Annotated in this window: 12 protein-coding genes; 4 read left to right on the plus strand and 8 right to left on the minus strand. The window is 66.0% G+C overall.

All coding sequences use genetic code 11. From position 1 onward, the window contains the following. Positions 1-78 precede the first annotated feature (78 nt). From AC1MDG_RS01515 to AC1MDG_RS01525, 3 genes are read left to right on the plus strand one after another with little or no spacing between them, the layout of a single operon-like run. A complete protein-coding gene (locus AC1MDG_RS01515) occupies positions 79-390 on the plus strand; it encodes a hypothetical protein (RefSeq protein ID WP_479808995.1) in 312 nt (103 codons plus the stop codon). Next, positions 284-631 (plus strand): hypothetical protein, encoded by a 348-nt coding sequence (locus tag AC1MDG_RS01520; protein WP_479809162.1) that lies wholly within the window; start codon positions 284-286, stop codon positions 629-631. The genes AC1MDG_RS01515 and AC1MDG_RS01520 overlap by 107 nt, the downstream gene beginning before the upstream one ends. Positions 632-679: 48 nt before the next feature. Next, positions 680-1,723, plus strand: coding sequence for an NAD(P)-dependent alcohol dehydrogenase (locus tag AC1MDG_RS01525; RefSeq protein WP_043477144.1), 1,044 nt, complete (start codon positions 680-682; stop codon positions 1,721-1,723). 141 nt (positions 1,724-1,864) lie between these two features. Here the strand turns inward: AC1MDG_RS01525 and AC1MDG_RS01530 are convergent, their stop codons facing one another. Next, entirely contained in the window at positions 1,865-4,882 is a 3,018-nt protein-coding gene (locus AC1MDG_RS01530; protein WP_479808996.1) for an alpha-amylase family glycosyl hydrolase, read from the minus strand. 373 nt (positions 4,883-5,255) lie between these two features. Between AC1MDG_RS01530 and AC1MDG_RS01535 the strand changes: the two genes are divergently transcribed. Beyond that, positions 5,256-6,074, plus strand: coding sequence for a putative protein N(5)-glutamine methyltransferase (locus tag AC1MDG_RS01535; protein WP_479807054.1), 819 nt, complete (start codon positions 5,256-5,258; stop codon positions 6,072-6,074). A 29-nt stretch (positions 6,075-6,103) separates the two neighbouring features. On the opposite strand, the gene AC1MDG_RS01540 is transcribed toward AC1MDG_RS01535, so the two are convergent. The 7 genes from AC1MDG_RS01540 to AC1MDG_RS01570 form a co-directional block, all read right to left on the minus strand. After that, positions 6,104-7,159 carry a glycosyltransferase family 4 protein gene (locus AC1MDG_RS01540; protein ID WP_479807056.1) on the minus strand — a complete coding sequence of 352 codons (1,056 nt, stop codon included), beginning with the start codon at positions 7,157-7,159 and terminating at the stop codon, positions 6,104-6,106. Positions 7,160-7,172: 13 nt separating this feature from the next. After that, positions 7,173-9,332: an amylo-alpha-1,6-glucosidase gene (locus tag AC1MDG_RS01545; protein WP_479807058.1), complete on the minus strand. Its 2,160-nt coding sequence runs from the start codon at positions 9,330-9,332 to the stop codon at positions 7,173-7,175. A gap of 282 nt (positions 9,333-9,614) precedes the next feature. Beyond that, positions 9,615-10,157: a hypothetical protein gene (locus tag AC1MDG_RS01550; RefSeq protein WP_479807060.1), complete on the minus strand. Its 543-nt coding sequence runs from the start codon at positions 10,155-10,157 to the stop codon at positions 9,615-9,617. 156 nt (positions 10,158-10,313) lie between these two features. Continuing rightward, positions 10,314-10,577: a GlsB/YeaQ/YmgE family stress response membrane protein gene (locus AC1MDG_RS01555; RefSeq protein ID WP_011690132.1), complete on the minus strand. Its 264-nt coding sequence runs from the start codon at positions 10,575-10,577 to the stop codon at positions 10,314-10,316. A 133-nt stretch (positions 10,578-10,710) separates the two neighbouring features. Further along, on the minus strand, positions 10,711-11,541 hold the full coding sequence (locus AC1MDG_RS01560; protein WP_479807062.1) for an aldo/keto reductase: 831 nt from the start codon (positions 11,539-11,541) through the stop codon (positions 10,711-10,713). 108 nt (positions 11,542-11,649) lie between these two features. Then, complete coding sequence (locus tag AC1MDG_RS01565) at positions 11,650-12,669, minus strand: NAD-dependent epimerase/dehydratase family protein (protein ID WP_479808997.1); 1,020 nt, start codon at positions 12,667-12,669, stop codon at positions 11,650-11,652. Continuing rightward, complete coding sequence (locus tag AC1MDG_RS01570; protein WP_479807064.1) at positions 12,663-13,634, minus strand: aldo/keto reductase; 972 nt, start codon at positions 13,632-13,634, stop codon at positions 12,663-12,665. The genes AC1MDG_RS01565 and AC1MDG_RS01570 overlap by 7 nt, the downstream gene beginning before the upstream one ends. Positions 13,635-13,717: the final 83 nt, after the last annotated feature.

Genomic DNA, 13,717 nt, shown 5'->3' on the forward strand with positions numbered 1-13,717 from the left:
GACGGACGCCGTGGTGCGGGTGGTCCTGTCCTGCGTGTGCGGCAGCGACCTGTGGCCCTCAAACGCGGCGACCTCGTGGTGGCCCCGTTCGTCTGGTCGGACAACACCTGCGACTTCTGCCGTGAAGGCCTGCAGACCTCCTGCCGCCACGGCGGCCAGTGGGGCCACAACCTCGACGGCGGCCAGGGCGAAGCCGTGCGCGTGCCGCAGGCACAGGGCACCTTGGTGAAGCTGCCGGTCGCTGAGGACTCCCCGCTTTTGATCTCCGTGCTGACGCTTTCAGATGTGCTGTGCACCGGGCACCACGCACACGGTCCTGGAGTGCGTCGGGACCCAGGATGCCATCAACACCGCGATCGCCGCCGTGCGCGACGGCGGTGCCGTTGGTAGGGTGGGAGCTGCCCAGTACACCGATGTGCCCATGAATTTCGGCACCGTGATGCGCAATATCACCCTGACCGGCGGCGTGGCCCCGGCCCGGGCCTACATCGAAGAACTCATGCCGGACATCCTCTCGGGAACAATCCAGCCCGGCAGGGTGTTTGACCAGACTGTAGCCCTCGACGACGTCGCTGCCGGCTACCGCGCGATGGCCGACCGCACAGCGCTCAAGGTGCTCATCCGCCCATAAGACCTCCACCCAACCAAATGAATCTCTCACCCAACATTGGAGAATATATTGCTTACCGCTAACGCATATGCCGCCCCGTCCGCTGACGGAGACCTCGTTCCCACCACCATCGAACGCCGCGACGTCGGCCCGCACGATGTGCTGATCGAGATCAAGTACGCCGGCATCTGCCACTCGGACATCCACACCGTGCGCGGTGACTGGGGACCCCAGCAGTACCCGCTGGCACCGGGACACGAAATCGCCGGAATCGTCACCGAAGTGGGTGCTGAAGTCACCAAGCACGCCGTCGGCGACCGCGTCGGCGTCGGCTGCATGGTCAACTCCTGCCGCGAGTGCGTCAACTGCCTGAAGGGCGAGGAGCAGTACTGCCTCAAGGGCAACATCGGCACCTATGGCGCCGTGGACCGCGACGGCACCATCACCCAGGGCGGCTACTCCACCCACGTTGTCGTGACCGAAGACTTCGTGGTGCGGATTCCGGAGGGCATCGAGCTCGACGTCGCCGCACCGCTGCTCTGCGCCGGCATCACGACCTACTCGCCGCTGCGCCACTGGGGTGCAGGACCCGGCAAGAAGGTCGCCGTCGTCGGACTGGGCGGCCTGGGCCACATGGCCGTCAAGATCGCCCACGCCATGGGCGCCGAGGTTACGGTGCTGTCCCAGTCCCTCAAGAAGCAGGAAGACGGCCTGAAACTGGGCGCGGACCACTACTACGCCACCAGCGATGAGAACACCTTCAGCGACCTGGCCGGCAGCTTCGACCTGATCATCAACACCGTCAGCGCGTCGATCGACATCAGCTCCTACCTGCAGCTGCTGACCCTTGACGGCGCCCTGGTGAACGTCGGCGCACCGGCCGAGCCGCTCCCCGTGAACGCGTTCGCGCTGATCGCCGGCCGCCGCTCCTTCGCCGGTTCGATGATCGGCGGCATCCGCGAGACCCAGGAAATGCTGGACTTCTGCGCCGAGCACCACCTGGGCGCCGAAATCGAGGTCATCCCGGCCGAGAAGATCAACGAGGCCTACGAGCGCGTCCTCGCCTCCGACGTCCGCTACCGCTTCGTGATCGACACCGCGACGCTGAGCTAGCAGAAGCCACCAGCGCGCCGTCATAGTGCAGCGCGCCGCGGCAAACTAGTAACACGAAAGCAGCGCCGTCCTCAGGAGAGGGCGGCGCTGCTTTCGGTTGTCATCGGCCGGCGGGCTGCTTGCCCGGTCAGGCCAAAGCCGCTATCCGGCAGTCATCACATGCGTGAAGTGGTCGTACCGGATGGTGAGCGGGCCGCCGTCGTGCACCAGGCTGATGTTGGCGCCGTTCGGCAAACCGCCGGCGCCGTAGCTCTCGGCCCAGGACCGGTTCAGGGCCGCTTTGAACTCGTAGTTGCCGGCGGGCAGGTTGGTCACGGACAGCTTCCACACCAGGTCGGCCGGGTCCAGCTTCAACTGCGCCTGGTCGCAGGCGGGCATCCAGTCCTCCGGGCACCCCTGTTCCAGGTTCATGCTGCCGGCCGCAGCCACGGCGCCGGGCTGCTGTGATGCGTAGACCGGACTGAGCAGGTGGGTCGTGTGGTCGTAGCGGAACGTCACGGCCCCGCCCGGGTGCTCCAGCACAATGTTCGCCCCGTTCAGGGCACCCCCTGCGCCGTAGTTCTCGTCCCACTTGCCGTTGAGCGCGGCCTTGAACTCATACGTGCCCGCCGGCAGTTTCGGCACCGTCAGGCGCCAGACTTTGTCCGCCGGGTCCAGCGTCATGAAGGCCGCTCCGCACGCCGGCTGCCAGTCGTCCGGGCAACCTATTTCAGAATCCAGGCTTCCGGCCACCGTCACGGAGTCAGGCTGCGGAATCTCACCGGCCACTACGGTCCGGATGTCGCTGACCACGCTCTCGGCGCCCGGAACGGACATGGTTGCCCGGTAGCGGACCGCGGTGCCGTCGTCGAGGCCCAAGGCCGCGAGGTCATCGAAGACCGTGTACGCCGGCGAGGAACTGTCCGAACCGATCGCTGCCCACTGGCCGCCGTCCACGCTGCGTTCGAAGTTGACGGTGTAATCAGCTTTCTCGGGGCTGGCCGTGGCGCTGACCTCCACCTTGCCGTCCACGCTGCTGCCCTCCGCCGGTTTCTGCATGGCGAGGACAGGGGAGGGGACCGTACCCGTACGGGCCGGGCTGACCGAAGTGTGTCCGCCGTTGTCCAGGACCGCCGCGCGGTATTCCACGGCGGTGCCGGGCTCAAGCCCAGTGACGTCATGGAACACCTGGTACGGAGCGGTGTCGTCCGTGCCGATCGGCTCCCATTCCCCGCCCGCTGTTCGTGCCTGGAAGGTGACTTCGTAGAACGAGGAACCGTCGACGTCGGCCGCCACCCGGATCCTGCCGTTGTCACCTTCCGCCGTGGCCGGCTCCTGGAGGGCGACGGCGGGAGCCGCCTTGGAGTGCGGAATCCGCCCCGACGATTCGTAGACCACTGCGGAGAGCGGCGGAACGGTGACGGTGAGCTTGCCGTCGTCAGCAGTCTTGGACTCGGCAGCGGAACCGCCGGAGTCGCCGTAGATCCGGCTGTAGTTGCGCTTTGCGATGTAGGTGGGCACCGCGGCCGTCTGCGCGGCCCCGCTGTTGTTTACCGCCACGACGTACTCGCGCTGGTCCTTCGCATCGGTGCGGGAGAACGCGTAGATTCCCTGGCCCTCCGCCGCGTACCGGTTCTGGTGGGCGCCGTTGCGCAGTGCCGGGTGCTCGGCGGTCAGCGCTGCGAGTTCGCTGATCTTGCTGTACAGCGGGTGGCCGGTGTTGAAGTTGTCCGTGGCATGGGTGGCATCAGTGCCCAGCAGGTCGTCGTCAAGGTATTCCGGCACCTGGCTGGCGAAGAGCGTCTGGCGTGCATCCTGGTCCCCGCCCGGGCCGGTGAAGCCCTGCTCGTCGCCGTAGTACACCACCGGGTTGCCGCGCGAGAAGTACATCAGCTCGTGGGCCAGCCGGTCCCGGGCGAGGCGTTCGGTGTCGTCCGCACCGGGGTTGTCGGCGGCAATGAAGCTGCCGATCCGGCCCATGTCGTGGTTGCCCAGGAAGGTGGGGAGTTCGTAGACGTTGGAGTCGGCATCGGTGTACCAGTCGTCCCCGGCGAAGAACGTCTCCAGCTGGCTGGCGGGCTGGCTGCGGGACGCAAAGTTCCGGGCGGCATCCTGGAACGGGAAGTCCAGCACGGCCTGCATCTTGTTGCGGGTGGTGAACTGGGAGGTGAAGCTCTTGGAGGTGTCAAAGACCTCGCCGAACATAAAGAACTCGTCCTTGCCCTGTTCCTTGGCGTATTGCAGGACCTTGGGCCCGAACTCCTGCCAGAACTCGTCGTTGACGTGCTTCATGGTGTCGATCCGGAAGCCGTCCACCCCGAAATCTTTGATCCAGTCTTCGTAGACCTTCGTCATTCCCTCGACCACTTTGGGGTTCTCGGTGAAAAGGTCGTCCAGGCCGAAGAAATCGCCGTAGAAGGAGTCCTCGCCCTGGAAGGTGGTGTCACCGCGGTTGTGGTACAGCGTGGGGTCGTTAAGCCAGGCCGGAACCTTGAGGTCCTCTTCGCCTTTCTCCAGGACTGGCGTGTAGGGGAAGGACTTGGCCGGATCCAGTTCCGGGAACGTGTCCGTGCCGGCGTAGTCGCGGTCGTCGAACACTTCGCCGGCGGCCGTCTTGTACGGTTCGGCGTCCTTGGACTTGTAGGCCGTGCGGGCGCCTTCCTCGTAGCCGATCACGTCCGCCGTGTGGTTGGTAATGATGTCGAAGTAGACCTTCATCCCGCGCGAGTGGGCTTCGTCGATCAGCGCCTTCAGCTCGGCGTTGGTGCCCAGGTGGGGGTCGATCTGGGTGAAATCGGTGACCCAGTAGCCGTGGTAGCCGGCCGATTTGTCCTCCGGCTGGACCGCCTTGTTCTTGAAGCTGGGCGTCAGCCAGATGGACGTGGTGCCCAGGCCCTGGATGTAGTCGATCTTGTCCAGCAGGCCCTTGAGGTCGCCGCCGTTGTAGAAGCCCTTCTTCGTCGGGTCGAAACCGGAGACCATCGGATCGGAACCCAGCCCGCCGTCGTCGTTCGCGCTGCTTCCGTTGCTGAAGCGGTCCGCCATCACGAAGTAGAAGTTTTCGTCCGTCACCGGGGCGCGGAGCGAATGCGAGGCCGACGGCGTGCCCGGGTTTTTCGGCTCCGGCGCGGCGTGGGCGGGGGCCGCCAGCGCGGCGCCGGCAACCAGCGCCGCAACCACCGCGGCGAGGCCCCTTCCCGGTTGCTTGCAGGGTGGATTCTTGGGGTTTGAACTGCGGAAAAACACGATAAGGAAACCTTCCGGAAAGCGACGTTGCTGCTGTGAAGGACGACGCGGGAGACCGGCTTCTGAGAGCCAACTCACAACTGTAAGCGCTTGCACCGACTTTTTCCAGCAAATCCCAAGGTTGCTTGGTATCTGTCCGGATTCGATAGCATGAAACCCACCGACCCGGAGCTAAGGGAGCCTGCTGTTGCCGCCAGAACGCTCAAGACAGCCCGGCCGGCCCGGACCTGCCCACAGCCCGGCAGCCCGCCGCACGGAACAGTGGAGTCAAGAAAACACGGTCCGCCGCCTCAGGGCCGCCGGCTGCGTGTTCGCCGAGGAGGAAGCACGCCTGCTCACCGGCGCGGCTGCCTCAGCTGCCGAGCTGGAAACGATGATCGAGCAGCGCGTTGACGGCCTGCCGCTGGAGCACATCCTCGGCTGGGCCGAATTCTGCGGGCTCCGCATCGGCGTCGCGGCGGGCGTGTTTGTGCCGCGCCGCCGCACCGAATTCCTTGTCCGCCAGGCGGAGTTGCTGCTCCGCGGAACTTCCGGGAGCGCAGCTCCCGACGGTGCAGCTCACGACGGCGGGAGTCCCGACGGCGGGAGTCCCGACGGCGGGACTCCCGACGGCGCGCAGCGCGCCGTCGTCGTGGACCTGTGCTGCGGTTCGGGGGCCGTGGGGGCGGCCCTGGCGGCGCACGTGCCCGGAATCGAACTGCACGCCTCCGACCTGGACCCGGCGGCTGCGCGGTGCGCCAGGAGAAATATCGGGCCGGCCGGTGGGCATGTCCATGAAGGTGACCTCTTCGAACCGCTGCCGGCGCGGCTGCGCGGCCGCATCACGGTCCTGGTGGCCAACGCTCCTTATGTGCCCACCGCCGCGATCGGCACCATGCCGCCGGAAGCCCGCACGCACGAGCCGCTGATGTCCCTGGACGGCGGTCCGGACGGGCTGGACATCCAGCGGAGGGTTATTGCCGGGGCACCGGTCTGGCTTGCCCCGGGCGGGCACGTGCTGATCGAGACAAGCCGGAGGCAGGCGCGGCGGACCGTCGGCCTCATGCGGAGCGCGGGACTCGCCGCCCGGCTGACCGCCGACCCGGAGCTGGACGCCACAGTAGCGATCGGCAGGAGGCCGGGCTGACGCGGGGTGCCGGGGATCCGCTGCTTGCGTCAGTATCCGGCTGCAGCGGTCTCCTCCGCCGCCCGGGACGATCCCGCCAGGAGCTCCGTATAGAACCGGATGTAGTCACCGACCATCCGTTGGGAACTGAAGCGCTGCTCGGCCGCCCGCCTGCAGTCGCGCCGGCTCAGCCAGGTGCAGCCCTGCAGCGCTTCGGCGAGGCCTTGGACGCTGTCCGCCAGGAACCCTGTTTCGCCGTCGCTGACGATTTCCGGAGCCGAGCCCCGGTGCGTGGCCACCACCGGGGTTCCGGCGGCCAGGGCCTCGATCATCACCATCCCGAACGGTTCCGGCCACTGGATCGGGTTCAGCAGGGCAACGGATTCGCCCAGCAGCCGGTACTTGTCCGCCGTGCCCAGCTCGCCGAGGTATTCAACATCCGGGCCCAGCAGCGGTTCGATCACGTCGTGGAAGTAATCGAGCTCGAACGGTTCACGCATCTTGGCACCGATCCGCAACGGGATTCCCGCCCGGCGCGCCACCATGATGGCCTGCAGGAGGCCCTTGTTGGGGTGCATCCGCCCCAGGAAGCAGGCGCCGCCCGTGTGCGACGGGCTGTAGCGGACGCTCCGGACGTCGATCCCGTGGTGGATGACGGCGTCGATGTTCACTCCCCGCGCGGTGGAGGCCTGGTGGTGCGAAATGGCCACCAGCGCTGTCTCCCGCTGCATGGCCCGGTAGATCAGGGTGAGTTCGTCGTCGAAAGGTCCGTGCAGGGTGGTGGCGCGGGGAACACCGGACATGCGCCGCTTGCACAGCGGTCCGAGCAGCGTGTGGTCGTGGATGATGTCCACGTTCTCCATGGCGTCGTAGGCGCGGAGCACGTGGAGGATTTCCTGCCGTCCGGAATCCATGCTCAGCTCGGACGAGTCCGGCAGGCTGGGAACCATCGGCACGGGACACGTGCTGTCTCCCGAGGCCGCCAGCACAACATTGTGCCCCGCTTCCTCAAGTCCCACGGCCAGGGTGTGGACCACTGATTCGGTTCCGCCGTAGCTTGGCGGGGGAACGGGTATCCAGGGTGGTGCCAGTATGCCAATGCGCATTGTGCCTCCTACATCAGCCGGCCTTCCGGCCGGGGTCGTGGTGGACCCGGATGAGGTCCGCCAGGGGTTCCTGCGTCCCCAGATGCAGTTCAATGGACGCCGGCAGCCCCGTCACGTGCGCGGCGTTGCCTGAAACTTCGATGGTCAGCCGGGAGCCGGCCAGCGGCACTTGTTCCTTCTTCAGGTAGCCGAATCCGTCCGGAAAGGCCGGACTCAGCCAGAGCCGGCCGGTGGGTGCGGAAGGATCCAGGCGCAGCAGGACACGGATGAGGTAAAGGGGGGTGGCAGAAGCCCAGGCCTGTGGAGAGCACGACGACGGGTAGGCCACCGGGGGCCTGCCCGCTTCGCGCGGGAAACCGCAGAAAAGTTCCGGGAGCCTGCCGCCGAACGCCTCTGCGGCGTCGAAGATGGACATGGCCACCCGCTGCGCTTCTTCAATGAAGCCGTACCGCATCAGCCCGGCAGCAATCAGGGCGTTGTCATGCGGCCAGATGGAGCCGTTGTGGTAGCTCACGGGGTTGAAAGCGCCCATGCTGGAGGCCAGGGTGCGGACGCCCCAGCCGGAGAACATGTCTGGCTCCATCATGCGCTCCGCCACGCGGGGAGCCTTGTCATCGTCCACAATTCCGGACCAGAGGCAGTGCCCCATGTTGGAGGCGCAGGCATCCACGGGCCGCTTGTCCTTGTCCAGGGCCACCGCGAAGTAGCCGCGCTGCGGCAGCCAGAACCTGCGGTTGAACTCCTCCTTCAGTCCGGCCGCCCGGTCACCCCAGCTGCGTGCAAGGGCGGCATCGCCGACCTCCAGGGCCAGCAGGGCGCGGGCCACGAAGGCGCTGTACGCGTATCCCTGCACCTCGCACAGGGCGATGGGCGGTTCGGCGAGGGTGCCGTCCGCAAAATTGATTCCGTCGTAGGAGTCCTTCCAGCCCTGGTTGAGGAGACCATGCCGGGTGGCGCGCTCATATTCCACGAAGCCGTCCCCGTCACGGTCGCCGTACTGTGTAATCCACTCCAGCGCGCGGTCAGCGTTGGGGAGGAGTTCCTGGACCGCCCGCGGCTCCAGTCCCCAGCGGCTGACTTCGCCCAGCAGCGTGACGAAAAGAGGCGTGGCATCCGCCGTCCCGTAGTAGGTCGTTTCTCCGCCCAGTGACAAGGCGGCGCCGGAACCGAGGCGCACTTCGTGGAGGATCCGTCCGGGCTGTTCCTCAGTGATCTTGTTGATTTTTTGGCCCTGGTGTTTTGCGAGTGTCTGCAGCGTTCCGAGCGCGATGGTGGGATCCACGGGTAGCGCCATCAGGGAGGTCAGCAGGGCATCGCGGCCGAACAGTGCCATGAACCACGGGGCGCCGGCGGCGATCACGGTGCGGTCCGGATGCGCGGGATCCGTGATCCGCAGCGAGCCCAGGTCCCGCTGGCTCTGGCGCAGGATCTTTTCCAGCATGGGATTGTCCATGCTGATGACTGGCGCAGCGGCCCGCCAGGTCCGGTGGCGCAGGGCGGGAACCGATTCGTGCTGGGGTGTGCTGGCGGAAAACCTGCCCGCCGGTTCGCTGCCGTCGGAGCTGGGCGTGACCACAATGGTGGCGGTCCACGAGCTCTTCGCAGGAATGGTCACTTTGAACATCACCCCGTGGCGGTTCACGTCTGCTCCCGGGGCGCGGATGGTCACGCCGAGCAGCCTGCCGTTGTGTCGGCCGCTGATGACCAGCCGGTCATCCTCCGGCCGGTGGGAGGGGCGGAGCTGGCGGGTCTTCCGGCCGGCTTTGACCTCGAACAGGTCCGCGAAGTCCGCCTCCACCGCCAGTTTGATGCTGCAGGGTGCCGGGCTGCTGGAGTAGTTGTGCAGGGTTAGTGTCTCGCGTACACCGTCGCCCACCTGCCGGTCCCGCTCAACCACCATGGGCCGGTCGGCCGCCCCGTCCGGTTGGGGCGCCCGGCCGGTGAAGACGGCGCGGTATGGCTCCGGGTTCGCTGCCAGGAGGCCCTCCACCACGTGGTTGTTCACCAGCAGGTTCCACCGGGACAGGATCCTGGTGTCCTGGTAGAAGACGCCGTGGGCCAGTCCGGGATCCAGGTCACCGTTGCCGGCGGAAATGAAGAACGACGATCCCTCAACGATAGTCACGGCATTGGGGCCCACGGATCCGGCCGTGTCCAGGTTCCAGCCGCTCATGGGCGCCGCCGGGCAAGGGGCCGCGCCGCAGGTGCCGGGGGAACGGGGGCCAGGCGTCGAGAACTCATGAAATCACTCCGGAACGGGGATTCAATGGCTGACTGCTTAGCCACCCACATTCTAGGATTCCGTGCTGGCCGGCCACAAGGTTCTTTGGACCCTTGCTCAGGCCCTTTGCAGACCTTGGCGAACGGAACGTCCCCAAGGGGAATGCGGGCAGAAACGCGCCGACCCGCCCGGAACCAATGGTCCGGACGGGTCGGCGCGACCGCTGACGGAGTTTTAGGTCCGCTCAGGGTTCGTGTTGGTGGCGGCGCCGGCAGGCGTGGCGCCCCCCTCGTCAGACCAGTCTTGGCCGGTGGAGTCGTTCAGGGCCGGATCGCTGGTGGTGTCCGGGATGCCGGTGGCGGCGGTGCTGCCTTCAGTGCTGCTGCCCGTCGTGCCGCTGTCCGCGGTCCCCAGGTTGACAGTCTCCGGATGCGTGCTGTGCGACGGGACGTAGTCGCCGGCAGGCAGCTCGCCCTCCGCGGTGGGGACTTCGGATGTGGCCGTGCTGCCCTTGGTGCTGTCGGTTGACTTGTCCCGGTGCACAGCGGAACTGATAACCGTGCCGGCGCGGCGCGCGGCTTCCGTCAGCTGGTCAGAAACTTCCGGAGCCTTTTCCTTGACCGCCTCCGTTGCCGCAGCCACTTTGTCCTGGACGGGTTTGCTGTCCCAGAACGCCGCTGCCCTTGCCTTGATTTTTTCGTAGGCAGCACGGCCGGACCTGGAGCCCAGGACGAAACCAGCCGCCATTCCGGTACCGAAAAGAAGTTTTGCTTTCATGATGTACTCCTGCTCCGTGAGAAGGTTCCGTACGTGGACGGGCCGGCAAGAAAGGACGCCCGCCCGCCGCTGTAAGGCCGAAAAATTGATGGGGCCCGAATGAAAAAACGGCCCCAGGAAAAAATCCCGGGGCCGTTTCTCAGGCCGGACTCCGCTTTAGCGGGCCGTGCGCTTGGTGATCATGCCGTAAACAAGCAGGACGATGATCGCGCCGCCGATGGCCAGGAGCCATGTGGACAGCGAGAAGAACTCGTTGATGCCAACACCGAAGAGCAGGCTGCCAATCCAGCCGCCGAGGAAAGCTCCTACGACGCCCAGGAGCAGGGTGATGAAAATGCCACCGCCCTGACGGCCGGGGAGGATTGCCTTAGCGATTGCTCCGGCGATAAGACCCAGAATCAGAAATGCGAAAAAACCCATTTTATCGTTCCTTCTTCTTTCATTGAGGAGGTGCCCGGATCCCGGGCACGCTACATCCTTCTACCCAATACTAATCATGCTTAGTATTAATCTGCCAGTCGGTGGACCTGTGAATTCCGTGGAACGCCGATTTTCAGTGGCCTTGGACGTCGGAATTAACTCCGGACCCGTCACCTCCGTCCAGCGTTGCCATGGCTGTTGTGTCGTCCGCGTCCAGGGCAAAACCGAAGATGTCCAGGTTCTCTTTGATGCGTTGTGGACTGGCCGACTTGGGGATGGCAACGAGTCCCTGTTCAACATGCCAGCGGAGCACGATCTGGCCGGGGGTTTTGCCATACTTGTGGGCGATCCTTCCCAGCACTGGGGCGTTTAGGAGGTCACTGCCCGCACCCAGCGGGCTGTATGACTCGGTGACGATTCCGTGCCGCCTGTTGTAGGCGATATCCACGATCCGGGTGATGGCGGGGCTGACCTGGATCTGGTTGACGGCCGGTACAACGTCGCAGGCGGCCAGGAGCCGCTCCAGGTGCGCCGGCTTGAAGTTGGACACGCCGATCGACCGCACTTTGCCGTCCGCCTGCAACCGTTCAAAAGTTTTCCAGGTGGAGATGAATTCATCCCGCCGGGGGAGCGGCCAATGGATCAAAAGCAGGTCCACGTAGTCCAGTCCGAGGCGTTTGAGCGATCCGTCCAGGCCGGCCACGGCCCTGTCCTGACCCTGGAATTCGCCGTCCAGTTTGGTGGTGATGAACAGTTCGGAACGGTCAAGGCCGCTGGACCGGATGCCGTTTCCCACGCCTTTTTCGTTGCCGTATTTCACCGCGGTGTCGATGTGCCGGTACCCGGCGTCCACGGCTTCCACAACGGCGGCAGCCACCTGGCGATCGTCCAGCGGCCAGGTCCCCAGTCCGATCTGGGGAATCCGGTGTCCGTCATTTAGCTCAATCACTGGTGAGAGTGCCATGTGGAAAGTCTTTCCTATCGGAGTCGGTTTGCCCAGATGTCAGAAGGCACGGTATTCCAACGATTCCGCAGCCCTTGCAGGGGACCTCGAACGGCGGCCAACACCGTACTAGGGCCGGCGCGACCATGCGATCAACCGGCCGCTGAGCTCCATGTAAGCGGCGTCTACCTGCCGCAGTTCAGGGTGGGCATCGTGCCAGCGGATGCTTTCGCGGGCGCCGTCCGCGAACGGGATGGAAGCGTGGAACCACGGCACCAGCGACTTGATTTTGGAGTTGTCGAACACCACGGAGTGCGCCCTGTCGCCGAGCAGCCACGGGCCGCGTTCGGCGTCGTGGGCGGCGATGGTTTCCGAGGCCACGTGCACCAGTTCCGGGTCGGCGACGCCGGCTGCCCGGGCAAACAGCCGGTACACCTGGTCCCAGGGCAGGAACTCGTCGGAGGTGATGGTGTAGCTCTCTCCCACCGCCTGCGGCCGGCCAAGCAGGCCCACGAAGGCCTCGGCGAAGTCCCGGCTGTGTGTCAGAGTCCACAGCGAGGTGCCGTCGCCGTGGACCAGCACCGGCAGGCCCTCCCGCATCCGGTGGATGTCCGTCCAGCCGCCCAACAGGGCGATCTTGGTGCGGTCGTAGGTGTGGGAGGGACGGACCACCGTGACCGGGAAGCCGTCGTCGCGGTATGCCCGCATCAGCAGGTCCTCGCAGGCGATTTTGTCGCGCGAATACTGCCAGAAGGGGTTGCGCAGCGGCGTCGATTCCAGGATCGGCAGCCGCGCGGGCGGTTTCTGGTAGGCGGAGGCTGAGCTAATGAACACGTACTGGCCAGTCCTGCCGGAAAACTGCCCGATGGCGGCCGCTGCGTGCTCCGGGGTGAACGAAATGAAGTCCGCCACCACGTCGAAGTCGCGGCCCCGCAGGGCTTCGGGCACGGCTGCGGTGTCCCGGATATCCGCGGTGACCACCTGTGCGCCTTTGGGCGCCGGCCGGCCGGCCGACTTCCCGCGGTTCAGGATGGTCAGCCGGTGGCCCAGCGCGACGGCGTGTTCTGCCGCCGCCGCGCTGATCACGCCGGTTCCGCCGATGAACAGGATGTCCGACGGCGCAGCCACCTTTGCCGGAAAACTCACCAGGCGTAGTCCTCCGGGGCGGTGCGGTGCCCTGGGAAGATGTCGTCGAGGCGCTTGAGCGCGTCGGAGTCGAGCGTCACATCCAGGGCCCGGATGGCGGCGTCGAGCTGTTCCTGCGTGCGGGGACCGACGATCGGTGCGGTGACCGCGGGCTGGTGCAGCAGCCACGCGAGGGCAACGTCGCCGGGCTCGTGGCCGAGGTCGTCGGCCAGGTCCTCGTACTGGCGGATCTGGTCCTGGTGCTTCTTCAGCGTTTCGGCCGCCCGTCCTTCGGTGCGCCGGACGCCGTCGCGCTCTTTCTTCAACACGCCGCCCAGCAGGCCGCCGTGCAGCGGCGACCAGGGGATCAGCCCCAGCCCGTACTGCTGCGCGGCCGGGATGACTTCCAGTTCCAGGTTGCGGGTCAGGAGGTTGTAGATGGACTGCTCGCTGACGAGTCCGGTGAAGTTGCGCCGGGCAGCGGATTCCTGTGCCTGGGCGATGTGCCAGCCGGCAAAGTTGCTGCTGCCCGCGTAGAGGATCTTGCCCTGCTGCACGGCCACTTCCATGGCCTGCCAGATTTCATCCCAGGGAGTGTTCCGGTCGATGTGGTGGAACTGGTAGATGTCGATGTAGTCCGTCTGGAGCCGCTTGAGGCTCGCGTCCAGCGCCCGCCTGATGTTCAGGGCGGACAGCTTGGATTCGTTGGGCCGCTCCGTCATAGTCCCGTAGAGCTTGGTGGCCAGCACCGTGCGTTCCCGGCGCTCGCCGCCCTGGGCGAACCAGCGGCCAACGATTTCCTCGGTCCAGCCGCGGCGGTCGGTGCCGCCGTATACGTTGGCGGTGTCAAAGAAATTGATGCCGGAGTCCAGTGCGGAGTCCATGATGGAGTGCGCGGCCGATTCTTCGGTCTGGGGCCCAAAGTTCATGGTGCCCAGGCACAGGCGTGAAACCTGAAGGCCGGAGCGGCCAAGATGTGTGTACTGCATGCTGAGATGTCCTATCTGTCTGTGATCGAGCTTGTCCGGTGGTTGAGCCCGTCGAGATCGGTTTCGACAGGCTCAACCGCCGA

This window comes from Arthrobacter sp. AIWTK1, assembly GCF_056680535.1.

Excerpts from the sequence above, each read along its gene's own strand:
- AC1MDG_RS01560 (WP_479807062.1), bottom strand. The coding sequence starts at position 11,541 with ATGGCACTCTCACCAGTGATTGAGCTAAATGACGGACACCGGATTCCC.
- AC1MDG_RS01540 (WP_479807056.1), bottom strand. The coding sequence starts at position 7,159 with ATGCGCATTGGCATACTGGCACCACCCTGGATACCCGTTCCCCCGCCA.
- AC1MDG_RS01555 (WP_011690132.1), bottom strand. The coding sequence starts at position 10,577 with ATGGGTTTTTTCGCATTTCTGATTCTGGGTCTTATCGCCGGAGCAATC.
- AC1MDG_RS01545 (WP_479807058.1), bottom strand. The coding sequence starts at position 9,332 with ATGAGCGGCTGGAACCTGGACACGGCCGGATCCGTGGGCCCCAATGCC.
- AC1MDG_RS01520 (WP_479809162.1), top strand. The coding sequence starts at position 284 with ATGTGCTGTGCACCGGGCACCACGCACACGGTCCTGGAGTGCGTCGGG.
- AC1MDG_RS01550 (WP_479807060.1), bottom strand. The coding sequence starts at position 10,157 with ATGAAAGCAAAACTTCTTTTCGGTACCGGAATGGCGGCTGGTTTCGTC.
- AC1MDG_RS01570 (WP_479807064.1), bottom strand. The coding sequence starts at position 13,634 with ATGCAGTACACACATCTTGGCCGCTCCGGCCTTCAGGTTTCACGCCTG.